The organism is Agromyces molybdatiresistens (assembly GCF_052748445.2).
The window spans coordinates 2488410-2511107 of sequence record NZ_CM188258.1 but is presented as its reverse complement, the minus strand read 5'-3'; the positions used below and the strand labels follow the sequence as shown (position 1 = coordinate 2511107).

The window sequence follows — 22698 nt, the reverse complement described above, 5'->3', positions numbered from 1 at the left end:
GCGCGCATCGCACCTCACCGCGACGGGGGTCGGACCTGCGGGTCCGGCCCCCGTCGTCGCGCCCCGCGACCCGGGCGCCGCGGCGCCGATCCGGGGGACCCTGCTGCTAGGCTCGATCGACCCTGTGCCCGAGTGAGGACCATGCCCGACCAGCACCATCCGGCGGATCTGTCGCCGCCGATCGGCGTCTCGTATGTCATGCCCGTCTTGAACGATGCGTCGCACGTGCGCGCGGCGGTCGAGTCGATCCTCGCGCAGGAGTACGACGGCCCGGTCGAGGTGCTCATCGCACTCGGTCCGTCGATCGACGGCACGACCGAGCTCGTCGCCGACCTCGCCTCGCGCCACGCACGGGTGCTCGTGCTCGAGAACGAGGTCGGGTCGACCCCCGCCGGTCTCAACATCGGCATCCGCGCCGCGGCGCATCCCGTCGTGGTCCGCGTCGACTCGCACTCGATGCTGCCCGCCGACTACACGCGCATCGCGGTCGAGACGCTCGTGCGCACGGGCGCCGACAACGTCGGCGGCATCATGGACGCACGCGGCGAGACCCCGTTCGAGCAGGCGGTCGCACTCGCCTACACGACCCCCGTCGGGCTCGGCGGCTCGGCCTTCCACGTCGGCGGCCAGGAGGGCCCCGCCGAGACGGTGTACCTCGGGGTGTTCCGGAAGAGCGCACTCGAGCGCGTCGGCCTCTTCGACGAGACGATCAAGCGCGGCCAGGACTGGGAGCTGAACCGGCGCCTGCGGCAGACCGGAGGGGGCGTCTGGTTCACGCCCGAGCTCGCGGTCACGTACCGGCCGCGATCCAGCCTCGACCGCCTCGCGCGGCAGATGTTCTCGACCGGCCTCTGGCGCGGCGAGCTCGCGCGACGGTTCCCCGCGTCGAACGGCATCCGGTACTTCGTGCCGCCCGCGATGGTCGTCGGCGTGGTGATCGGCCTCGTCCTCGGCGTCATCGGCATCGTGCAGGCCGCGACGGGCCAGGCGCCCTGGCTCCTCGTCGGCTTCGCCGCTCCGCTCCTGTACCTGCTCTTCGTGGTCGTCGCGACGATCGCCTACGCGCGCGGTCGCGGCGCGGCGACCGCGGCGTGGTTCCTGCTCGTGCTGCCCTGCATCCACGTCGCGTGGGGAGCCGGCTTCGTGCTCGGCTTCCTCTCGCTCACGAGCAACATCGCGAAGCACACGGGAAGGTGAGCATGTCGTCGGAGCCCATGCCGGACCGGGGGATCCCGTCGAGCCTCGCCGAGCAGCGGGCGGTGACGCAGCCGCCCGAGGTCCGCGGCCGCCGGAACGCCGAGCACTGGACCGCGTCGCTCTACCTGCGGAACCTCTCGCCGTACCTCACCTGGCTGCTGCTGCACACGCGCATCTCCGCCAACGGCGTGACGGGGCTCATGATCCTCGTCGGCTGGTCGACCGCTGCGGCGCTGCTCATCCCCGGCATCTGGGGCGCCCTGCTCGCGGTGGTGCTCGGCCAGCTCCAGATGCTCGTCGACTGCTGCGACGGCGAGGTCGCCCGCTGGCGCCGCACGTCGAGCCCCGCCGGGGTCTTCCTCGACAAGGTCGGCCACTACTCGACCGAGGCGCTGATCCCGATCGCGCTCGGCGTCCGCGCCGCAGCGTACCCGCTGGAGTTCCCGGCCGACTTCCTGTGGACGACCGTCGGGGCCCTGCTCGCGCTCGTGATCGTGCTGAACAAGGCGCTGAACGACATGGTGCACGTCGCGCGCGCGAATGCCGGCCTGCCCAAGCTCGCCGACACGCACGGCGAGACCGCCCCCCGAGGCGGCCTCGTCGCCACGCTCCGCAAGGCGGCGCGGTTCGTGCCGTTCCACCGTCTGTACCACTCCGTCGAGCTCACCCTCATCGCGTTCGCCGCGGCCGTCGTGGGGCTCTTCGTCGGCCAGCCGCTCGTCGACCGCTTCGTGGTCGCGGCGCTGCTGCCGCTCGCGGTGCTCGCGCTCGTCGGTCACTTCGTCGCCATCATGGCCTCCCGCCGTGTCCGTTCCTGACCCCGGTGCGACCGCGCGACCCCGGGTCGGGGTCGTGGTGCTCACCATGGGGCGGCGGCCGATCGAACTCGCCCGGGGCATCCGCAGCGTGCTCGACCAGCAGGGCGTGGACGTCGACGTCGTGTGCGTCGGCAACGGGTGGGACCCGGCGGCCGCCGAGCCGCCGCTGCCGCCCGAGGTCCGCACGCTGCACCTGCCCGAGAACCTCGGGATCCCCGCGGGCCGCAACCGCGGCGTGCCCGAGGTCGGCGGCGACGTGCTGTTCTTCCTCGACGACGACGCGTTCCTGCCGAGCGCGACGTTCCTGGTCGACGGGTGCCGCCTGCTCTCGTCGCGGCCCGATCTCGGACTCGTGCAGCCGCGCGTCGTCGACCCGACGGGGCTCGAATCGCCGCGGCGCTGGATCCCGCGGATCCGCAAGGGCGACCCGGCGCACTCGAGCGACGTGTTCTCGTGCTGGGAGGGGGCCGTGCTCATGCCGCGACGCGCGTTCGCGGCATCCGGCGGCTGGGCCGACCCGTTCTTCTACGCCCACGAGGGCATCGAACTGGCCTGGCGGGTCTGGGATGCCGGCTACCGCGCCTGGTACGCCGGCGACCTCGAGGCCGCGCACCCCGTGATCGATCCGGCCCGGCACGAGTACTACCACCGACTCAACGCCCGAAACCGCGTGTGGCTCGCACGACGGAACCTGCCCGCGATCCTCGTGCCCGTGTACGTCGGCTCGTGGACGGCGATCCAGGTCCTCCGGTGGTTCCGCCGCCCTGCGGCGCTGCGGGCCTGGTTCGCCGGCTGGCGAGCCGGATGGCGCGAGGATGCGGGCGAGCGACGCCCCATGCGGTGGCGCACGGTGCGGCGGATGACCCTCGCGGGGCGGCCACCGGTCGTCTGACTCGCCGGACATGGCGCGGCGGCCCGGCGGCTACCCTTGGACGGTGGGTTTGAGGAGAGACGCGCGCCGCGCCGTGAAGCTCGTGCAGAACGTCGTCCGGTCGCGGCGGGCGCAGGCACGGATCGCCGAGAAGCTCGCGGAGCAGGGGCCGCTCGAGCCGCACCGGTTCCGCGTCGGCGTCTACTTCGCCGACGGCCGGGTCAACCTCTACCAGTTGCGGCAGTGGTACCAGCCGCTCGCCCGGCTCGCCGAGCGGCATCCGGTGCTGGTCCTCAGTCGCGCCTCCGGGGCCGCGCTCGACCTGCTCGACGAGTCGCCCCTGCCCGTGGCGTACGTGCGCCGGGTGGCCGACCTCGAGCACGTCATCCACGAGCAGGACCTGCACGTGGTCTTCTACGTCAACCAGAACGCCAAGAACTTCCAGATGATGCGCTACGGGCGCCGCTGGCACGTGTTCATCAACCACGGCGAGTCCGACAAGATGTACATGACCACCAACCAGTTCAAGGCGTACGACTACGCCCTGATCGCGGGGGATGCCGCGCGGGCGCGCCTCGAGAAGGTGCTCTGGGACTACGACTTCGACAAGCGCGCCATCCCGATCGGCCGCCCGCAGGCCGACCACTACCTCGACGGCCGCGCGCTGCCGTACCCCGACGACGACCGCGACGTCGTGCTCTACGCGCCGACGTGGGAGGGCGACCGCGGCGCGGCTGCCTACGGTTCGATCGCGTCGCACGGCGTCGACCTGGTCCGTGCGCTCATCGCGACCGGACGGCACCGCGTGATCTACCGGCCGCACCCGCGCTCCGGCGTGGTCGACCACGACTACGGCACGGCCAACCAGGAGATCAAGCGCATGCTGGGCCAGGCGAACGCCGCCGACCCCGCCGCGCACCACATCGTCGACGAGGGCAAGGAACTCGGATGGCAGCTGGCCGCCGCCGACGTCGCGATCGTCGACATCTCGGCGATGGTCTACGACCGCCTGGCCGCGGGCAAGCCGCTCCTGGTGACCCGCCCGGTGAACCCCGATGCGCAGGTCGACACGGGAGGCTACCTCTCGGCGTGCGAGTGGCTCGACCGCGTCGACGGCGCGTCCATGGTCACCCGCGTCGACGAGGTCGCGCACGACGCGCAGGCGCTCGAGCGCCTGGGCTACTGGGTCGAGCGGTACTTCGGCGACACGACGCCCGGCGTCACCACGCGTCGATTCCACGACGCGGTCGACCACCTCATGGCCGAGTGGGAGCGCTTCGCCGCGCTGCACGCGACCGATCCGGAGGTCGACGATCACGACGCCGAGGGCGAGGCGGCCGAGCAGTCCGACGAGCTCGAGGTCGACTGAGGCCCGATCCCCTCGATCCCGCGGCGTCGGAACCGTAGGCTCGGCTCATGGCGCAGTTGATCACCGAGGCCGATCTCGACGACCTGGAGCTCCGCGCCGTGGAGGGCGGCGGGCACGTCGCGCGCGCCGACCTGCTCGAGCGGTGGGCGACGGATGCCGCGGCCTTCGAGCTCGATGCCGGAATCCGGCGCGCGTACCTGCTGCACGTCGCCGCGGAGCACCTCGAGATGGCAGGCGAGCTCGATCGGGCGCTCGCCATGGTGCGGCGTGCCGCCGAGGCATCCGATGCCGAACCGCATGAGACGACCGGAACGCTCGTCTCGATCCTGCTCGCGATCGGCGAGCGCCACTCGGCCCTCGAGGCGGCCGATGCGCTGCGCGGCTCCGGGAACGACGAATGGTGGCGGCACCTGGACGTGGCCGAGGCATTCGAGCTCGCCGACGAGCTCGCGCTCGCCGAGCGGTGGTTCGTGATCACGCTGCGCGTCATCGAGCGCGATCCCGAGCACGATGTCGCGGATCGCCTGATCCCGCTGAGCGGCCGCTTCCGGGTGCGGCGCGATGCCGGCAAGGCCGAGGACGTCCTCGACGCCGAGACCGCGCAGCTCCGGGAGCTGCTCGGATACGAGCCGATCGACTAGCGCCCGGCGGCGTCGGAAGGCGGCGGCGTTCCCGGGGTGTCGGACCGATCGGCGCCGGGCCGGCTCGACTCGGGGCCGTCGGCCGGCGGGCCGACGGCGGGGGCCCCCGTCTCGCGCTTCGCGGCCCCCCGCGTGAGGCGGCCGAACGGCCGCGACGCGACGCGCCCGGCGCCGGCCGCCGCGCGGGCCAGCCGCCGCCCGGCCGAGGTGATCGCCGTCTCGTCGCCGCGCGGCTCGAGCTCCACGGGCAGCGCGAAGGGCGCAGGACCGAACGCGAGACGCGACTGCTGCAGCACCCGGCGGCCGAGGACGTGGTTGCCGATGCCGCCGATCGCAGCGCCGATCCCGAACGGGATGGCGCGCCCGATGATGCCGGCACTCCCGCGCACCGCGAACTGCTTGACGAACACGTGGCGCAGTCGATCGACGACCGAGCCCATCACGGCCCGGGGCAGCGTGCTCGTGATGATCTCGCCGAAGTACGCGTTCCGCGGGATGCCGGTGCCCGTCGCCTGCGCGGCGAACTGGCGCACGAGGTCGGCGCCCTCGCGCCCCATCATGAGCGTCATCACGAGCGCACGGGCGCGATCGGGGTTCTCGACGTGCAGGCCGTGCACCTCGGCGACCGACTGGGCGAAGAGCGCGGTGGCCTCGAGGAATCCCGCGGTCTCGACGCCGGACAGCGCGAGCGTGATGCCGGTGGAGATGCCGGGAACGACCGCCGTGGCGCCGACGGCCGCGCCGCCCGTGGTGACCGCGGTCAGGTAGCGCCGCTCGAGCACGCGCACGAGCTCCTCCGGCGTCGCCGTGGGGTGATTGCGACGGATGGCGCGCAGGTGCGCCAGCACGATCGGCCGCTGGATGGACAGCAGCCGATCGAGGCCGCGCTCGAGCCCGACGGCGCGGTCGGCCGGATCGGTGCCCGGCGGAGCGCCGGGGTCGTTCGGCGCACCCTCCTCGGGCGCACCGGGACCCATCGTCGTGATGCGGTGCACGCGTTCGGACATGGCGTCGATCCTAGGCGGCCGGGATGGGAAGATCGCCGGGACCCGCCTCGGCGGGCGGGGGCTTGACGCCGCGTCAGCGCGTGCCGTAGTCGGCGTTGTACCGGTCGACGACCTCGTCGATGCCTGCGTCGAGCACCAGGCGACCCTTGTCGAGGTAGAGGCCGCGCGTGCAGAAGCGCCTGAGGTCGCGCTCGTTGTGCGAGACGAAGAACAGCGTGCGCCCGCCCTCGAGCAGTTCCTCGATGCGGCGGTAGCACTTCTCGCGGAACGCCTTGTCGCCGACGGCGAGGACCTCGTCGACGAGCAGGATGGGCTCGTCGAGCTGCGAGACGACCGCGAACGCCACGCGCACCTTCATGCCGCTCGACAGGTGCTTGTAGGGCGTGTCGAGGAAGTCGCCGATCTCGGCGAACCCGATGATCTCGTCGAACTTCGCGTCGATCTGCTCACGGGTCATACCGTGCAGGCCGGCCGTGAGGTAGACGTTGTCGCGCACCGTGAGGTCGTCGACGAACCCGCCCGTGATCTCGATGAGCGGTGCGACGCCGCCGTCGACCGAGACCGATCCCTCGTCGGGGATCAGCACGCCCGCGACGAGCTTCAGGAGCGTGGACTTGCCCTGTCCGTTGCGGCCGACCACCCCGATGGCCTCGCCGGGTCGCACGGCGATGCTCAGGTCGCGGAGCGCCCAGAACTCATCGGGACGGATCTTCCGCCGCGTCCGGGAGAAGAGGTCCTTGAACGTACGACGACCGCGCCGATTCCGCCGGAAGCGGATACCGAGCCCGTCGGTGCGGATGGCGCTCTCGCCCATCAGATCTCCTTCAGCACCTGGCGCTCGGAGCTGCGGAACACCCAGAGCCCCACCGCGAGGAACGCCGCGGACATCGCTGCGGCGACCGCGACGGCGAACCAGTCGAGCTCGCCGGGGAAGAAGCCGGCCCGGTAGAGGCTGAAGATCCCGGTGAGCGGGTTGAACGCCGCCCAGAAATGCAGGGGCTCGGGCAGGTTCGAGATGCCGTAGATGATCGGGGAGGCGTAGAAGAGGAAGCGGAGGACGAGCTTCGTCGCCCGTTCGAGGTCGCGGAAGAACACCACGAGCGGTGCGACGATGAGCCCGATGCCGGCGGTGAGCGCCGCCTGAAGGACGACGGCGAGCGGGAAGTAGAGGAGCTCCCAGCCGACACCGGCGCCGTAGATGATCGCGAACAGCGCCAGCACGGGCAGGGCGAGCACGAACTCGATGCCCTTCGAGAGCACGATGCGATTGACCCAGATCGTGCGCGGCAGCTTGGTGGAGCGCACGAGCTTCGCGTCCTTCAGGAAGGCGCGCGTCGAGTCGGAGACCGCGCCGTTGAACCACATCCACGGCAGCAGCCCCGCCAGGAGGAACACGATGTACGGTTCCGTGCCCACGAGCCGATCGAACACCTGCGTGAACACGAACCAGTAGATCGCCGCCATCACCAGCGGGTCGAGGATCGACCAGAAGTAGCCGAGCGCCGAGGTGGTGTAGCGCACCTTCAGGTCGCGCGTCGTGAGCAGCCAGAGCGAATGACGGTACTCCGACCACCGCGTCCGCGAGAACGGATGCGAGTCGGCGTAGCTCATCACGATCTCATCGTAGATGGCCCGAGGCCGGCCTCCGAACCGCCCCGATCGGCGCGGTGGCGCCGGAATCGCCGGCCGGAATGCGAGAAGCGGATGCCACGAGGCATCCGCTTCTCACGCTGTGGGTGGTGCGCAGGTCACACGAAGTGGTTCGCGCGCTCCAGGTCTTCCGCGAAGTCGATCTCGACCGCGTACAGGTCGGAGACGTCCATCGGCTCGACGAGCAGGCCGTTCTTCTCGATCGCGAGCTCGAGGCCGCGCTCGAAGTAGTCCTGGTCGCCGACGCGCTGGAGGTGCGCGAGGAAGGTGGCCTTGTCGCGGCTGGAGATGTAGTTGATGCCGACCGCCTCGCCGAGGCCGCCCTTGACGGTCTTGGAGAGCTCCTTGATGTAGCCCTCGGCGGTGGTGGTGTACTTCACCTCTTCGTCGGACACCTTCGCGGTGTTGACGGTGACGAACGACTGGTCGCGGGCGATGAACGCCAGCGCCCGGTCGAGGATCGCCGGGTCGAACACGACGTCGCCGTTCATCCAGAGCACGCCGCCGGCCTGCGACGCCTGGAGGGCGCGCATGAGCGACTTCGAGGTGTTCGTCTGGTCGTACTCCTCGTTGTAGACGAAGGACGCCTGCGGGAACGCCTCGATGATGTGCTCGAGCTTGTAGCCCACGACGATCGTCACGGCGGCGTCGCGGCCGAACGCGTGCTCGATGTTGTCGAACTGCTGGCGCATGATCGTGCGGCCGTCGCTGAGCTCGGTGAGCGGCTTGGGGAGCGAACGCCCGAGCCGGCTCCCCATGCCGGCTGCGAGGATCACGATCTGCGTGGTCATGGACATCTCCTTCATCGTTCCGGGTGCCCCGGTGCGCTCGCTTCGATTCGAGTTCACCGGCGGTTCACCCGCAAGTTCATTACTGGACACGCCGTTATGCCGACTCACAGGATACCGGACGCCCGATCGCGCCGCTGGGGGTTGCGCCGAAGCCGTGTTCGGATCGTGATGCTTCTCGCGGGTTCCGCCCAGCTCCGAACTCCCGGCCGCCACGACGTGAATTCGCTGTGAGAGCTCCACGGCTGCGGGCGAGGGGGTTGGTAGGTTGTCGTGGTGACTTCCGTTTCGCGATCAGGCCCTGACGACGAGACTCCCGAAGGCACGGGCACGGGGGTGTCCGCTCGTCGGGGGGAATCCGTCGCGTCCGAATCGGGGCGTGACGCGTCGGGTGACTCCTCGGCCGCGACCACCGGCGGGTCGACGGCCGCGAAGTCCGCGGCTGCGCGGTCCAGGGCCGCGAAGGCCTCGGCGTCGAAGACGGCAGCCGCGAAGTCGTCCTCGAAGTCGACGGCCGCCAAGTCCGCCGCGACGCGATCGACCGCCGCGAAGCGCGCCTCGGCCTCCCGGGCGAGCACGGCTGCCGAGGAGACCACGGAGACCACCGCCGCCGAGCCGGCCAGGCCCGCCGCGAAGCGGAGCTCGCCGGCGCGGAAGCCCGCCGCCTCGTCGGGCACCGCGAAGCGACCCGCGTCGGCCGCCGCTGCCAAGCGCGCGTCCGCCCGCACCGCGTCGACGAAGGGCACGCCGAAGCCGCCGTCGCCGGCGCCCGCGGTGCCCGAGCCGTCGGAGGCACCCGCCGCGACGGAGGAGAGGGCGACCCCCGCCGCGGCCGTGCCTGCGCCGCCCGCGTCGAAGCGCGCCGCTGCAGCGCGGAGCGAGTCGGCGAGCACGTCGGCGGAACGCGGGAAGTCGGCGAAGACCGCGCGGGCCGCGTCCGCCGCCGCCGCGCGCACGCGTGCCGCCGAGGCCCGCAAGGCCGCCGCGTCCGCCAGGCAGCGGGTGGCGGCGTCGGTCACCACCGACACGACCGAGGCCGAACCGCGGTCGCGCCGCGCCACGGGGCCGATCGATCCGATCGTCGACGAGCCGGTGACGGAGGTCGCCGAGACCGCGTCGGCCGAGCCGGCGGACGTGGCCGCCGCGGAGGTCACGCGGACGTGGCATCCGGGTGGACCCGATGACGCGCCGACCGCGGAGGATGGCGCGGCGGAGCCCGTCGCCGAGGAGCTCGACGGCGATGCGGGGACCACCGAGGCGGCCGAGGAATCCGTCGCGGCGCTCGACTCGGAGACCGTGGAGGACGCCGCACCGGCCGTGGGGATCGCCGAGCCGACCGTGGACGCCGAGCCGACCGTGGACGCCGAGCCGACCGTGGAAGCCGTGCCCGTGCCGGTTGTCGAGCCCGAGCCGGTGGTCGAGCCCGAGCCGGCCGCGGTCGTCGTCGAGCCCGAAGCCCCCGCCGAGCCCGTCGCAGTCACCGAACCCGTGGCCGAGGACCACCAGGGCGAGCGCGGAGTGGCGGTCATCCCGCTCGGCGCGGTCGCGACCACCACCGCGACGCCGACGCCCCGGAAGAAGCGCACGATCCGCGTGGCGCGCGACGCGCCCTCACCCGATGCCCCGACGGTGCTCTCGATCGAGGGGCTCGTCAAGCGCTTCGGAGACACCACCGCCGTCGACTCGATCAGCCTCGGCATCCGCGCCGGCTCGTTCTACGGCATCGTCGGCCCGAACGGGGCAGGCAAGACCACGACGCTCTCGATGATCACGGGGCTCCTGCGGCCCGACAGCGGCTCGGTCCACGTCAACGGCATCGACGTGTGGAAGCAGACCCGTTCGGCCAAGCGCATCATCGGCGTGCTCCCCGATCGGCTGCGACTGTTCGACCGGCTCACCGGCTCGGAGATGCTCTACTACGCCGGGTCGCTCCGCGGGCTCGACCATCGCACGGTGCTCGAGCGCAGCGCCGACCTCGCGGACGCGTTCGGCCTCGAGGACGCTCTCGACCGTCTCGTCGCCGACTACTCGGCCGGCATGACCAAGAAGATCGCCCTGGCCTGCGCGATGATCCACTCGCCGCGCGTGCTCGTGCTCGACGAGCCGTTCGAGTCGGTCGACCCCGTCTCGGCGGCGAACCTCACCGACATCCTCGAGCGCTACGTCGCCGGAGGAGGCACCGTCCTGCTCTCGAGCCACAGCATGGACCTCATCGAGCGCGTCTGCGACTCGGCGGCGATCATCGTGGGCGGCCGGGTCCTGGCATCCGGCACGCTCGACGAGGTGCGCCGCGGCGACACGCTCGAGGACCGGTTCGTCGAGCTCGCCGGCGGACGCAAGGCAGCGGAGGGCATGGAATGGTTGCACAGCTTCTCCGACTGAAGCTGCGGCTGCTCGGGAACATCTTCAAGCGGAGTGCATGGCAGGTCGTCGGCCTGTCGATCGCCATCGTCTACGGGCTCGGCATCTCGGCACTGCTGTTCCTGACGCTCGTCGGCCTCCGTTCGATCGAGGACGTGGCGCTGGTGCGCGACGTGCTCGTGGTCGGCGGTGCCGCGACGGTCGTCGGGTTCCTCGTCGTGCCGCTCGTCTTCGGGGTCGACGACACGATGGACCCGAGGAGGTTCGCGCTGTTCGGGATCCCGGACCGCACGATCGCGCTCGGGCTCGCGCTCTCGGCGATGATCGGCGTGCCCTCCGTCGCCCTCGCGATCGTCCTGACGGGGACCGTCGTGACGTGGTCGCGCGGATTCGGGATCACCGTCCTCGCGATCATCGGCGCGCTGCTCGCGTTCGCCACGTGCCTGCTCGCGGCGCGGCTCACGGCGGGCATCGCCGGCCTGCTCCTCGAGACGCGCCGTGCGCGCGACGTCGGCACCGTGCTCGGCGTGCTCTTCGTCGTGATGCTCGCCCCGATCGCGGTCGCCCTGACCACGGTCGACTGGGCCTCCTCGGGCCGGACCGCGATCGGCGCGATCGCCGCCCCGCTCTCGTGGACGCCGCTCGGGGCCGCGTTCGCGGTGCCGGGCGACGCCGCGGCCGGCGCGTGGGGCGTCGCCGTCGTCAAGCTGCTGATCGCGGGCGCGAGCGTCTGGCTCGGCTGGCTCGGCTGGCGGGCCCTCGTCTCGAAGATGCTCGTGACGCCCGGCCGCGAGGCGAGCCCGCGCAGCTACCACGGGCTCGGCTGGTTCGGTCGCACGACCTCGGGTCCGACCGGCGCGATCGCGGCCCGCAGCACGACGTACTGGTTCCGCGACTCGCGGTACTGGGTGTCGCTCCTGATGGTGCCCGTCACCCCCATCCTGGTGATGCTGCCGCTCGGCATCGCGGGCGTGCCGTCGATGTACCTCGGGCTCATCCCGGTGCCGCTCGTGTGCCTCCTCCTCGGCTGGAGCCTGCACAACGACACCGCGTACGACAACACCGCGATCTGGCTGCACGTCGCCTCGGGCGTGCGCGGGGCCGCCGACCGCTTCGGCCGTCTCGTGCCCGTGCTCGTCGCCGGCATCCTCGTCATCGGCCTCGGCAGCGCCGTGACCGTCTTCGTGCTCGACGACTGGCGCCTCCTGCCGTCGCTGCTCGGCGTGAGCACCGCGCTGCTGCTCGCCGGGCTCGGCATCGGGTCGATCACCTCGGCGGCGATGCCGTACCCGGTCGTCAAGCCGGGCGACAGCCCGTTCCAGCAGCCGCAGTCGACGGGGGCCCTCACCGCGCTCGTGCAGTCGATCACCATGTTCGGCTCGCTCCTCGTCGCGGCGCCCGCGATCGGCTTCGCCGCACTCGGCATCTTCGACGATCCGTCGTGGCACGCGGCGTCGCTCGCGGCCGGCGCGGGGCTCGGCGTGCTCGTGCTCGTGATCGGCGTGCTCGCCGGTGGCCGCGTGTTCGAGCGCAGGGGTCCCGAGATCGTCGCGGCGGCCGTCCGCGCCTGATCCCGGCGTAGACTTCTCCGCATGATCCGACCCTCGCTGGCGAGCATCGCCGACCCCGACGCGCCCGGTGGCGGCACGTCGGTCCTCGACCGCGAACTCGAGAAGCTGCTCGAGGAAGAGCACATCGAACCCGGCGATCATGAGCGGTTCTCGCACTACGTCAAGAAGGAGCAGATCCTCGAGTCGGCGATGACCGGCAAGCCCGTGCGTGCGCTGTGCGGCAAGAAGTGGACCCCGGGCCGCGACCCGGAGAAGTTCCCGGTGTGCCCCGCGTGCAAGGAGATCTACGAGCGGATGAAGAAGGGCTGACGCCCGCCCGGAGGCTCCCGGCCGACGCCGTTCACCGGTACGTCGTCGGGATCACCGGTTCGCCGCGCCCGAGGCGGAACGCCTCGATCGGCAGTTCCTGCATGACCTCGGCGCGGTGCGCCCGCGCGGCTTCGACGCCCGCGTGGCCCGTGAACGCGGCATCCGCCCGCCCCTCGTGCATGAGCCGCACCATGAGCGGCCGCAGCTCGTCGCCGGGCGTGAACTCCTCCTCGCCGTCGGGCCCGTCGCCGACGAAGACGAGTTCCTCGCGCGCGGTGCGCGTCGAGTCGATCCGGCGCGCGGCGTTCTTGCGGCCGCCGACGCTCGACTTCTTCGTGGAAGACTTCGCGACGCTCACCCACTCGCCGTCGTCGCCGCGGCGGGCGACGAGCTTGTAGACCATGCCCGCGGCGGGGGAGCCCGAGCCGGTGACGACCGACGTGCCGACGCCGTAGGCGTCGACGGGTGCGCTCGCGAGCGCGGCGATCGCGTGCTCGTCGAGGTCGCTGGTCACCGTGATGCGCGTGGAGACCGCGCCGAGCTCGTCGAGCTGCTTGCGCACGGCCGCGGCCACGGTCGGCAGGTCGCCCGAGTCGATGCGGACCGCGCCGAGCGCGGTGCCGGCCACGCGGACCGCGGTCTCGACGCCCGTCGGGATGTCGTAGGTGTCGATGAGGAGCGTCGTGCCCGGCCCCATGGCCGCGACCTGGGCGCGGAACGCGTCCTCCTCGCTGTCGTGCAGCAGCGTGAACGCGTGCGCGGCGGTGCCCATCGTCGGGATGCCCCACGTGCGACCGGCCTCGAGGTTGCTCGTGGCATCGAACCCGGCGATGTACGCGGCGCGCGCCGCCGCGACGGCCGAGCGCTCGTTGGTGCGGCGCGAGCCCATCTCGGCGATCGGGCGACCGAGCGCGACCGACACCATGCGCGCGGCGGCGCTCGCGACCGACGAGTCGTAGTTCAGCACCGAGAGCACGAGCGTCTCGAGCATGACCGCCTCGGCGAACGGCGCCTGGATCGTCACGAGCGGCGAGCCCGGGAAGTACGCCTCGCCCTCGCGGTAGCCCCAGAGGTCGCCGTGGAACCGGTAGTCGGCGAGCCAGTCGAGGGTCTCGTCGCGCACGACGCGCTGTTCGCGCAGGAACTCCAGCTCGGCGTCGTCGAACCGGAATCGCTCGACGAGCTCGAGCAGCCGGCCGGTGCCGGCGACGATCCCGTAGCGGCGCCCGTCGGGCAGTCGCCTGGCGAACGCCTCGAAGAGGCTCTCGCGGTGGGCGGTCCCGTCGAGCAGGGCGGCATCCACCATGGTGAGCTCGTAGCGGTCGGTGAACAGCGCAGCAGACCCGGTCACCCGGCCAGCCTAGTGCCGGGGTTCCGGATGCCACGGCGTCGGCGCCCGACGGTATGGCGCCCGGCTGATCTAGGCTGGTGGCTCGTGAGTGATGCACCGATCGGGATCTTCGACTCGGGGGTCGGCGGCCTCACCGTCGCCCGCGCGGTGCGCGACCAGCTCCCGAACGAGTCGATCCTCTACGTCGGCGACCTCGAGCACTCGCCCTATGGGCCGAAGCCGATCGCCGACGTGCGGCGCTACGCGCTCGCGGTGCTCGACGACCTCGTCGCGCAGGGCGTCAAGATGCTGGTGATCGCGTGCAACACCGCGTCGTCGGCCATGCTGCGCGACGCGCGCGAGCGCTACGACGTGCCTGTCGTCGAGGTGATCCAGCCGGCCGTGCGACGCGCGGTCGCCACGACCCGCACGGGCCGCGTGGGCGTCATCGGCACGGCGGGCACCGTGCAGTCGCGCGCCTACGACGACGCGTTCGCGGCGGCGCCGCACCTCGAACTGTCGTCGGCGGCCTGCCCGCGCTTCGTCGAGTTCGTCGAGTCCGGCGTCACGACCGGGCCGGAGGTGCTCGCCGTCGCCGAGGAGTACCTCGCGCCGCTCCGGGCCGCCGGTGTCGACACGCTCGTGCTCGGCTGCACGCACTACCCGTTCCTGAAGGGCGCGATCTCGTACGTCATGGGCGAGGGCGTCGGCCTCGTCTCGAGCGACGTCGAGACCGCCAACGACGTCTACCGCGTGCTCGTCTCGCAGGGTCTCGAGCGCCGCTCGCCCGAACCGCCCGTGCACCGCTTCGAGGCGACCGGCGGGTCGAGCGCCGCGTTCCTCGACCTCGCGCACCGGCTCATCGGCCCGGAGATCTCGCAGGTCGAGCTCGTGCAGACCGGCGTGCTCACGCTGCCCGCGGTCGCGGCGTCGGCCGCGGCATCCGTCCCCTCCTCCCGCTCCGCCGCGCCCGCGGCATCCGTCACCGACAGGAGACCCCAGTGACCGAGACCCCCGACCTCGTGCGTGCCGACGGCCGCACCCCCGACGCGCTCCGCGACGTCGTCATCGAGCGCGGCTGGAGCGCGCACGCCGAGGGCAGCGCCCTCATCTCGTTCGGCGACACGAAGGTGCTCTGCACCGCGAGCTTCACCAACGGCGTGCCGCGCTGGATGACCGGCAAGGGCACGGGCTGGGTCACCGCCGAGTACGCGATGCTGCCGCGCTCCACGAACACGCGCAACGACCGCGAGTCGGTCAAGGGCCGCATCGGCGGGCGCACGCACGAGATCAGCCGGCTCATCGGCCGGAGCCTCCGCGCCGTGGTCGACATGAAGTCGCTCGGCGAGAACACGATCCAGATCGACTGCGACGTGCTGCAGGCCGACGGCGGCACGCGCACCGCCGCGATCACGGGCGCGTACGTCGCGCTCGCCGACGCGATCGAGTGGGCGCGCGGCCGGAAGTTCATCGCGCAGAAGGCGACGCCGCTCATCGACACCGTCTCGGCCGTGTCGGTCGGCATCATCGACGGCACGCCGATGCTCGACCTCGCCTACGTCGAGGACGTGCGCGCGGAGACCGACATGAACGTCGTGGCGACCGGCCGCGGGCTCTTCGTCGAGGTGCAGGGCACGGCCGAGGGCGCGCCGTTCGACCGCCGTGAGCTCGACCAGCTGCTCGACCTCGCGCTCGCCGGCACGACGGAGCTCGCCGGCATCCAGCGGCACGCGCTCGAGGCGCAGCTCGGCGGGGCCGCCGCGGCCGCCGGCGGCGCGGGCACCGCGGGCTGACCGGGAGCCGACGGATGCCGCAGCCGCTCGAGGTCGTCCTCGCCACGCACAACGCGCACAAGGTCGCGGAGTTCCAGCAGATCCTCGGCGCCGAGTTCCCGGGGATCACGGTGCTGCCCTACAACGGACCGGAGCCCGTCGAGGACGGCACGTCGTTCGACGAGAACGCCTTCATCAAGGCGCGGGCCGCGGCATCCCACACCGGGCGCATCGCGCTCGCCGACGACTCCGGCATCGCGGTCGACGTCATGGGCGGCTCGCCCGGCATCTTCTCGGCGCGCTGGGCCGGGCCCGGCCGCGGCGCCGAGGCGAACCTCGAGCTGCTGCTCGCGCAGCTCGGCGACATCCGCGACCCGCACCGAACCGCGCACTTCCACTGCACGATCGCGCTGGTGGTGCCGGATGCCGCGGGCGGCGAGCCGCACGAGTTCGCCGCCGTCGGCACCTGGCCCGGGCGCATGGCGACCGAGCGCGCGGGCGTCAACGGCTTCGGGTACGACCCGATCTTCCGGCCCGACGGGTTCGACGTGTCGGCCGCCGAGCTCGCGCCCGAGGTCAAGAACGCGCACAGCCATCGCGCGCGGGCGTTCCGCGCGCTGCTGCCCGAGCTGGAGCGCGTCGCACGGTTCGGCTGAGGCCGCGCGACGCCGCGCGCGTCCACCCGCGTCCGCCCGCGAGAACGGGTTTCATTCCCATCACCGGCGGGCGGCGCCATCCGTGCCTACGCTGGAGGGGATGGCACACTCGCACGACCACGCACCCGACCCGACGGCCGCGAGCCGACGACGCCTCGGCGTCGCGATCGCGATCATCGGGGCGTTCGTCGTCGTCCAGGTCGTCGGCGGCCTCCTGACGGGCTCGCTCGCGCTGCTCGCCGACGCGGGGCACATGACGAGCGACCTGCTCGGGCTCGTCGGCGCGCTCGGGGCGGCGATCGTCGCGGCGCGGCCCGCGAACGACCGGCAGACCTACGGGTTCCGGCGCTTCGAAGTCTTCGGCGCGCTGTTCAACGGCGTGCTCCTCGTGGTCGTCGCGGTTGCCGTGACGGTCAGCGCGGTCGGGCGCCTCGCAGCGGACCTGGGCGGGGGAGCGGCCGCCTCCGGCGACGCGCACGAGGTCGCCGGGGGACCGATGCTCGTCATCGCGATCCTCGGGCTCCTCGCGAACATCGCGGCCCTGCTCGTGCTGCGCGGCGGCGCGCGCGAGTCCCTCAACATGCGCGGCGCCTACCTGGAGGTGCTCGGCGACACGATCGGTTCGGCTCTCGTCATCGCCGCGGCCGTCGTGATCCTCGTCACCGGATGGGACGCCGCGGACCCGATCGCGTCGCTGCTCATCGCGGCGCTCATCGTGCCGCGCGCGATCATGCTGCTGCGCGACGTCATGCATGTCCTGAGTCAGTCGGTGCCGGCAGAGACGGATGTCGCGGAGATCCGCGACCACATCCTCGGCACCCGCGGCGTGGTCGCGGTGCACGACGTGCACGTCTGGGCGATCACCACCGGCGCGCACGTCTTCAGCGCGCACGTCGAGGTGGAGCCGGCGGTGTTCGCGGAGGGTCGCGTGAACGACCTGCTCGACGAGCTCGGCGGATGCCTCAGCGAGCACTTCGACGTCGGGCACTCGACGTTCCAGCTCGAGCCGTCGGGCCGCGGGCGCCACGAGACCGCGTCGCACGCCTGACACGCTGCGGCGTCGCGCCGCGGCATCCGCTGTCGGAACGCCTCAGCGACCGTCGCCCGGCGGACGCTCGTCGTGGCTGTCGTGGTGGTGGCCGTGGTCGCCGTCGAGGTGCGGCGGGCGCTCGAAGACGTCGGGGTCGAGCACGAGCTCCTCGGCCTCCTCCTCGTCGGTGACGACGTCTTCGCCGGCCGCCTCGGCCTTCTTCGCCTTGCGGCGCTCGCTGAAGTAGTGCCACGCCGTGATGAGCGCGGTGCCGCCGACGGCGACGAGGAGGATCAGGTCGATGTACTCGCGGACGAGGTAGGCGATCGGCGGGATGAAGCTCACGGCGTAGCCGAACATCGTCAGGCCGAAGCCCCAGAGCACGGCGCCGATGAAGTTGTAGAGCGTGTACTTGCCGCGGTTCATGTGACCGACGCCGGCGGCGACCGGGGCGAAGGTGCGCACGATCGGCACGAAGCGGGCGAGGATGATCGTGAGTCCGCCGAACCGCTCGAAGAACGCATTCGTGCGCTCGACGTTCTTGACGCTGAAGAGGCCGCTCTCCTTGCGTTCGAACACCTTCGGCCCGCCGCGATGGCCGATCTCGTAGCCGACCTCGCCGCCGATGAACGCCGACAGGCCGATGAGGAGCGCGACGATCCAGACGGAGACCCCGAAGACGCCGGCGGGCGGCACCAGCTCGGGGTTCGACAGCAGGCCCGAGATGACGAGCAGGGTGTCGCCCGGCAGCAGGAAGCCGACGAGCAGGCCGGTCTCGGCGAATACGATGAAGCAGACCACGAGGAGTGCCCACGGCCCGGCGCCCTGGATGATCGTCTCCGGGTCGAGCCAGGGGATGAGCGCGGTGTGGATCACGGCGTGGTGCTCCTGTCGTCGGACCTGGCGGTGGCCGGTCCCGGTCGGCTGGGGTGTCCGTGCAGTCTACCGAGCGGATGCCTCGCGGCCATCGGGGCAGCCCCCGAATCCGCCGTGAGGATGACGTGGGCGCAGGCACCCGCGCCGCGGCATCCGCTCGACCGTCACTCCACGCTTCGGAAGCGGGGGACGAGTGCGCCGTCGACCTCGACCTGCTCGGCGAACATGTCGAGCGGGCGTACCCAGACGCCGTGGTCGCCGTACAGCTGGCGGTAGACGACGACCCACTCCTCGGTCTCGCTGTGGCGCGCGAGGGCGATCACCTCGTACCGGGCGCCCTTGTAGTGCTCGTACACGCCCGGCTCGATCATGGCTCACATCGTACGGGGGCCGCGGCAGGGGGATGGCGGCCGACTACGCCGCATTCGCGACGGCGTCAACGGGTCGCCGCATGCCGCGGCGTCGCCTAGCGTCGACGGACGGCTGCGGAGCGCAGTCGGCGTGCGGTCCGAGTCGGCGGAGGTGAGGCGGATGACGCACCACCACCGCGTCGTGGTCATCGGCGGCGGCAATGCGGGACTCTCCGCCGCCGGGCGCCTGCTCCGGCGCGGCGTCGAGGACGTGGTCGTCATCGAACCGCGCGAGGAGCACCGCTTCCAACCGCTGTTCTCGCACGTCGCCGGGGGAAGGGCGCGCCTGCACGAGGCGGTGCGGCCGCAGGCCGAGGCGATGCCGAAGGGCGTGGGCTGGATCCGAGATGCGGTCGTGGACGTCGAGCCGGAGTCCAGCACGGTGGTGCTCGCGTCAGGCGACCGCGTGGGATACGACCACCTCGTCGTGTGTCCGGGAATTCGTCTCGACTGGGATCGCATCCCCGGCCTGGCGGCCGCCATCCGCACGCCGTCCGTCGCATCCCACTACGAGGTCGAGCTCGTGCCGAAGGCGTCCCGGCTGCTCCGCGACCTGCGACGCGGCACCGTGGTCTTCACCCAGCCGTCCGGGCCGGCGAAGTGCGCGGGCGCGGCGCAGAAGCCGATGTACCTCGCCTGCGACCACTGGCGCGCGAAGGGGGTGCTCGGCGACATCCGCGTCGTCATGGTCGTGCCCGACGCGACCGTCTTCGGGATCCCCGAGATCGACCGTGAGCTCGAACGGAAGATCGAGGAGTACGGCATCGAGCTGCGCTGCGGGAGCGAGGTGCGCGCGGTCGACGGCGAAGCTCGAACGGTCGAGATCGGCTCGATCACCGGAGGGACGTCGGAGGTGCTGCCGTTCGACGTGCTCAACGTTGTGCCGCCGCAGTCGCCGCCCGACTGGTTGCAGGCGACGAGCCTGCCGGCGGCCGACGATGCCGGCGGATACGTCGAGGTGGACCCCGAGACGCTGCGGCACGCGCGCTACCCGAACGTGTGGTCCCTCGGGGACGCCGCGGCGACCCGCAACTCCAAGTCCGGCGGAGCTCTGCGGAAGCAGTCCAAGGTCCTGGCCGAGAACCTCGTCGCGGTGCTCGACGGCCGGGAGCCGGCCCGCCGATACGACGGCTACTCGGTCTGCCCGTTCACGGTGTCGCGATCGACCGTCGTCTTCGCCGAGTTCGACGACCGCGGCGAGCTGCGGCCCACGATCCCCGTCTGGAAGACGCTCTCGAAGGAGCGTCGGCTCTCCTGGCTCTTCGACCGGCACATCCTGCCCTGGGTGTACTGGCACATGATCCTCAAGGGGCGTGCCTGAGCGGGACGGCGCGGTGGGGGCCGATCAGTGCGGAAGGAGGGACGTGAATCAGTGCGGAAGGAGGGACGTGAACCCGAAACGCTGCCGCGCCGAAGAGGATCCCTTTCTGCGAGCGGTCGGATTCGGTGGGTTTCAGGGCGATCTGCTCGCGCGGGACTGTCTCAGAAGAGGCACCTACGCCTCCGGCATTGCTGTCGCGGTCGGTGGCTGGCGGCGCTTCTTTCCCGTGAAGGGGCGTGTGGTGAACAGGGTGGTCAGGGCGCCGATGCTGGTGACGATCAGGAACGGTATTGCGACGATGGGGCCGTTGTCCTCGATCCGGAGCAGGATGAGGCCGACCACCCCGGTTGACGCGACGAGGAGCGCCTGCCACCAGCGCGAGCCCATCCACCAACCCAGTGCGGCGAGCACGATGAACCCGATCATGCTGCCCCACACCCACGGCCTCGCGGCAATGAGGCCCTCCATGGATGGAATGTCGAGCTCGAAGTACAACATCTCGGTGATCGCGTTGAGCGCGATCACGATATTGGTTACGACGGCCAGGAACCAGGCCGCAAGCAGGGTCGGCATGACCCACCCCGGTGCGCCGGTCGAACCCCTACGCTCCACCCCCGCGGAACCCGTGGACACTACCAACCACCCCCTCGTCGCCCGGCAGTCGACCTGGGCCAAGTCTGCCGCGCTAGCGCGTCCAGCCACCACCCACGATCCTTCAGTGCGAGACCGCAATCAGAGCAGGACGAATCCGGAGGCCAGGAAGGTTGCCCCGATCGCGATCAGGCTCATTACGGCGACGGCGGTGAGGGCGATGCTCATTATGCGACGTCGCCCTTGCGAGGGAACGAGATAGATCGCCGCGATCGCTATCGCACCCGTCGCAACAAGCACGATGCTCCACCCAAGGGCGACCGATTCTCGAGCGTCGGGCGCGCAGCTCGGCGGAGCAGGATCGATCGCCGGACAGATCTCCGGGACTTGCGCCACGAGCGCGACGATTGCCACGGCGCCGACGGTGACTGCTGCCGTCGGCACCCACGCACGGGTCAGTGATGCTGTCCTCGTCATGCGCTCACCGTGGCAGCAGCGCGGCACCGGGCGCCGAACTGATGCGTGATCGTGAGGAACGGGTGTAGGTGCGGGCTCTCCGAGCGGGACTACGGCACCGTATCCATAACGATCGGGGTAACGCGCGTTCCGTGGACGTAGCCTCCGATCGTGCGCGGACACCGGCTCGTTCCCGTTCTCGCGGTCATTGCGGTCGCAATGACGGCATGCGCTCCACTGGGCGCGGATGATGACGTCGACTGTCCGGCCGTGGCGTACTCGAACACGGCACGCCTCACGCTTTCGGAGCCACGCTCTGGTCTCCTTCTCGAGCTCAGCGGCGAGGCCGGTTCCGAACCCGACGCCACCGAGACGCCCGTCGAGTTCCGCCGCACCGGAGACCAGTCGCTGCAGGTCGTCGAGGAAACGGGCGTGGACGACCTGACTGGAAATAGCGCGACTGGATGGACCGCCCAGCTCGTCGGTGCCTACCCCACTGTGCTGTATCGAATCACGGACGACTCGCGCACAGTGGTCGCCGAAGGATCGGTCGAGGTCGATTGGGTTCAAGTAGGCGGCACTCCTGAATGCGGCGGCCCGAGGGAGGCGGACATCACGCTTCCGGGCTGACGGTCAGCATCCCGTCGAGTGCCCGGTAGCCGGTCCGCGGCGCGATGCACGGACGATCCTCCTGCGCGACTGCGGATGTCGGAGATCTCGCCGACGCATCTGCGATGACCTCCGATACACAACGTTCCGCATGATCGTGAGAAGCACGGGCTGGTTCCAGACCGGCTCGGTCGGGAGCGGCTCCGCCTACGAACAGGCGGGGCTTTCCTGCGGCACGAATCCGTAAGGCTGACAGGGACGGCAGGGCGGGGCCAGACAACCAGGTCCCGCCCTGGCGGCCGCTACTGGTCCGCGAAAACCGCGTGCCCAGTTCCCCTGTCGTACCGATACCCGATCTCATATCGGGCGTAGATCAGACCGTTGGGAAATGCCGACTTGGCCGACTCAGCGAATGCGGCCGCCTCATCCTCAGTCGAGAAGACGCCGAGCACCGTGTTGTGAGGCGACTCATCGTGCTGCACGATCCAAACCGACTCCGTCGACATGATCTCAGCCTACTTCGACAGGCCCCGACGGCTCTGAGACCCAGCCTTGATCGTTTGGGCTTCGATTCCGACCCGTTGCAGCGCTAGGGCCCTGCATCCCGTGATCACTGAACTTCCCCTCCCGGTCGCCCTTCAGATCTCCGGAGCGCGAGACGCTGTGGCGTCTCGACCGAGCCCTGCAATGAGCTGACTTACGCGCTCCGCACAACCAACCCCCGCAACCCGTGGTGAGATCTTGTGCGATAGCCGGTCCATCAGTAGCCCAGCACCACAGCTGTGGACGGTTGCTGCGGGTGGGCAGTGACCATCACCCGCATCAACTGTCAACACGGTGGTGCGGCGCGTGCGCCGGTCGGTCAGCGCGACACCCTGCGTCCCGCGGCGGGATCAGGATCCAGCGAGCCCGCCCGGCGTCCGGCGTCCGGTCGATCGGCGGCGCTCCACGAGATGGGCGCCGGTTCACCACGAACCCGCACATCTCAACCCTGGTGATGATTCGCAATAGACCCGCCCGCGAAGGCGCCCGATGAGGGTCCTTGAAATGCACCTGTCTGCGCGC

The 22698-nt window shown here is 71.3% G+C and carries 25 protein-coding genes; 14 read left to right on the top strand and 11 right to left on the bottom strand.

Going from position 1 to position 22698, the window contains the following annotated elements:
• The first annotated feature begins 198 nt into the window (after window positions 1-198).
• From ACULK2_RS11575 to ACULK2_RS11555, 5 genes are read left to right on the top strand one after another with little or no spacing between them, the layout of a single operon-like run.
• The gene (locus ACULK2_RS11575; RefSeq protein WP_445967387.1) at window positions 199-1197 is read left to right on the top strand and encodes a glycosyltransferase family 2 protein; all 999 of its coding nucleotides are present in this window, start codon (window positions 199-201) and stop codon (window positions 1195-1197) included.
• 2 nt (window positions 1198-1199) lie between these two features.
• On the top strand, window positions 1200-2015 hold the full coding sequence (locus ACULK2_RS11570) for a CDP-alcohol phosphatidyltransferase family protein (protein ID WP_445967386.1): 816 nt from the start codon (window positions 1200-1202) through the stop codon (window positions 2013-2015).
• A gap of 46 nt (window positions 2016-2061) precedes the next feature.
• Window positions 2062-2907, top strand: coding sequence for a glycosyltransferase family 2 protein (locus ACULK2_RS11565; RefSeq protein ID WP_445967592.1), 846 nt, complete (start codon window positions 2062-2064; stop codon window positions 2905-2907).
• A gap of 43 nt (window positions 2908-2950) precedes the next feature.
• The gene (locus tag ACULK2_RS11560) at window positions 2951-4255 is read left to right on the top strand and encodes a CDP-glycerol glycerophosphotransferase family protein (protein WP_445967385.1); all 1305 of its coding nucleotides are present in this window, start codon (window positions 2951-2953) and stop codon (window positions 4253-4255) included.
• Between the two features lie 47 nt (window positions 4256-4302).
• Complete coding sequence (locus ACULK2_RS11555) at window positions 4303-4896, top strand: hypothetical protein (protein ID WP_445967384.1); 594 nt, start codon at window positions 4303-4305, stop codon at window positions 4894-4896.
• Here ACULK2_RS11555 and ACULK2_RS11550 read toward each other — a convergent pair.
• The 5 genes from ACULK2_RS11550 to ACULK2_RS11530 all read right to left on the bottom strand — a co-directional run bounded on the left by ACULK2_RS11550 (window position 4893) and on the right by ACULK2_RS11530 (window position 9087).
• Complete coding sequence (locus ACULK2_RS11550; RefSeq protein WP_445967383.1) at window positions 4893-5903, bottom strand: hypothetical protein; 1011 nt, start codon at window positions 5901-5903, stop codon at window positions 4893-4895. The two genes, ACULK2_RS11555 and ACULK2_RS11550, sit on opposite strands and share 4 nt — an antisense overlap.
• Before the next feature lie 73 nt (window positions 5904-5976).
• Window positions 5977-6717 carry an ABC transporter ATP-binding protein gene (locus ACULK2_RS11545; RefSeq protein WP_445967382.1) on the bottom strand — a complete coding sequence of 247 codons (741 nt, stop codon included), beginning with the start codon at window positions 6715-6717 and terminating at the stop codon, window positions 5977-5979.
• Window positions 6717-7514: an ABC transporter permease gene (locus tag ACULK2_RS11540; protein ID WP_445967591.1), complete on the bottom strand. Its 798-nt coding sequence runs from the start codon at window positions 7512-7514 to the stop codon at window positions 6717-6719. Before ACULK2_RS11540 ends, ACULK2_RS11545 begins: the two co-directional genes overlap by 1 nt.
• A gap of 137 nt (window positions 7515-7651) precedes the next feature.
• Window positions 7652-8344, bottom strand: a complete 693-nt coding sequence (locus ACULK2_RS11535; protein ID WP_445967381.1) for a phosphocholine cytidylyltransferase family protein — start codon at window positions 8342-8344, stop codon at window positions 7652-7654.
• Window positions 8345-8448: 104 nt separating this feature from the next.
• The gene (locus tag ACULK2_RS11530; protein ID WP_501044922.1) at window positions 8449-9087 is read right to left on the bottom strand and encodes a hypothetical protein; all 639 of its coding nucleotides are present in this window, start codon (window positions 9085-9087) and stop codon (window positions 8449-8451) included.
• A gap of 28 nt (window positions 9088-9115) precedes the next feature.
• Between ACULK2_RS11530 and ACULK2_RS11525 the strand changes: the two genes are divergently transcribed.
• From ACULK2_RS11525 to ACULK2_RS11515, 3 genes are read left to right on the top strand one after another with little or no spacing between them, the layout of a single operon-like run.
• Window positions 9116-10723, top strand: a complete 1608-nt coding sequence (locus ACULK2_RS11525; RefSeq protein ID WP_501044921.1) for an ATP-binding cassette domain-containing protein — start codon at window positions 9116-9118, stop codon at window positions 10721-10723.
• Window positions 10699-12273, top strand: a complete 1575-nt coding sequence (locus ACULK2_RS11520; protein ID WP_445967378.1) for a hypothetical protein — start codon at window positions 10699-10701, stop codon at window positions 12271-12273. Before ACULK2_RS11525 ends, ACULK2_RS11520 begins: the two co-directional genes overlap by 25 nt.
• A gap of 21 nt (window positions 12274-12294) precedes the next feature.
• Window positions 12295-12582 (top strand): DUF3039 domain-containing protein, encoded by a 288-nt coding sequence (locus ACULK2_RS11515; protein ID WP_445967377.1) that lies wholly within the window; start codon window positions 12295-12297, stop codon window positions 12580-12582.
• A gap of 31 nt (window positions 12583-12613) precedes the next feature.
• On the opposite strand, the gene ACULK2_RS11510 is transcribed toward ACULK2_RS11515, so the two are convergent.
• The gene (locus tag ACULK2_RS11510; RefSeq protein WP_445967376.1) at window positions 12614-13933 is read right to left on the bottom strand and encodes a nicotinate phosphoribosyltransferase; all 1320 of its coding nucleotides are present in this window, start codon (window positions 13931-13933) and stop codon (window positions 12614-12616) included.
• Window positions 13934-14017: 84 nt separating this feature from the next.
• On the opposite strand from ACULK2_RS11510, the gene murI reads away from it, so the two are divergent.
• From murI to ACULK2_RS11490, 4 genes are all read left to right on the top strand, one after another.
• Window positions 14018-14917 (top strand): glutamate racemase, encoded by a 900-nt coding sequence (murI, locus tag ACULK2_RS11505; RefSeq protein WP_445967375.1) that lies wholly within the window; start codon window positions 14018-14020, stop codon window positions 14915-14917.
• Entirely contained in the window at window positions 14914-15705 is a 792-nt protein-coding gene (rph, locus tag ACULK2_RS11500; protein ID WP_445967374.1) for a ribonuclease PH, read from the top strand. Before murI ends, rph begins: the two co-directional genes overlap by 4 nt.
• A 14-nt stretch (window positions 15706-15719) precedes the next feature.
• A complete protein-coding gene (rdgB, locus tag ACULK2_RS11495) occupies window positions 15720-16340 on the top strand; it encodes an RdgB/HAM1 family non-canonical purine NTP pyrophosphatase (RefSeq protein WP_445967373.1) in 621 nt (206 codons plus the stop codon).
• A gap of 100 nt (window positions 16341-16440) precedes the next feature.
• Complete coding sequence (locus ACULK2_RS11490; protein WP_445967372.1) at window positions 16441-17388, top strand: cation diffusion facilitator family transporter; 948 nt, start codon at window positions 16441-16443, stop codon at window positions 17386-17388.
• A 42-nt stretch (window positions 17389-17430) separates the two neighbouring features.
• Here ACULK2_RS11490 and ACULK2_RS11485 read toward each other — a convergent pair whose 3' ends face one another.
• Together ACULK2_RS11485 and ACULK2_RS11480 are read right to left on the bottom strand one after the other, a co-directional pair.
• Window positions 17431-18246, bottom strand: coding sequence for a DedA family protein (locus tag ACULK2_RS11485; RefSeq protein WP_445967371.1), 816 nt, complete (start codon window positions 18244-18246; stop codon window positions 17431-17433).
• Window positions 18247-18410: 164 nt separating this feature from the next.
• Window positions 18411-18617, bottom strand: coding sequence for a DUF1653 domain-containing protein (locus ACULK2_RS11480; protein ID WP_445967370.1), 207 nt, complete (start codon window positions 18615-18617; stop codon window positions 18411-18413).
• Between the two features lie 160 nt (window positions 18618-18777).
• On the opposite strand from ACULK2_RS11480, the gene ACULK2_RS11475 reads away from it, so the two are divergent.
• Window positions 18778-19977: an NAD(P)/FAD-dependent oxidoreductase gene (locus ACULK2_RS11475; protein ID WP_445967369.1), complete on the top strand. Its 1200-nt coding sequence runs from the start codon at window positions 18778-18780 to the stop codon at window positions 19975-19977.
• A 174-nt stretch (window positions 19978-20151) separates the two neighbouring features.
• Here ACULK2_RS11475 and ACULK2_RS11470 read toward each other — a convergent pair whose 3' ends face one another.
• Entirely contained in the window at window positions 20152-20550 is a 399-nt protein-coding gene (locus ACULK2_RS11470) for a hypothetical protein (RefSeq protein WP_445967368.1), read from the bottom strand.
• Window positions 20551-20709: 159 nt separating this feature from the next.
• Window positions 20710-21045 (bottom strand): hypothetical protein, encoded by a 336-nt coding sequence (locus ACULK2_RS11465; RefSeq protein ID WP_501044920.1) that lies wholly within the window; start codon window positions 21043-21045, stop codon window positions 20710-20712.
• Window positions 21046-21195: 150 nt separating this feature from the next.
• Here ACULK2_RS11465 and ACULK2_RS11460 point away from each other — a divergent pair, with 150 nt between their 5' ends.
• Entirely contained in the window at window positions 21196-21654 is a 459-nt protein-coding gene (locus tag ACULK2_RS11460) for a hypothetical protein (protein ID WP_445967366.1), read from the top strand.
• Window positions 21655-21935: 281 nt separating this feature from the next.
• Here ACULK2_RS11460 and ACULK2_RS11455 read toward each other — a convergent pair whose 3' ends face one another.
• Complete coding sequence (locus tag ACULK2_RS11455) at window positions 21936-22139, bottom strand: hypothetical protein (RefSeq protein WP_501044919.1); 204 nt, start codon at window positions 22137-22139, stop codon at window positions 21936-21938.
• Window positions 22140-22698: the final 559 nt, after the last annotated feature.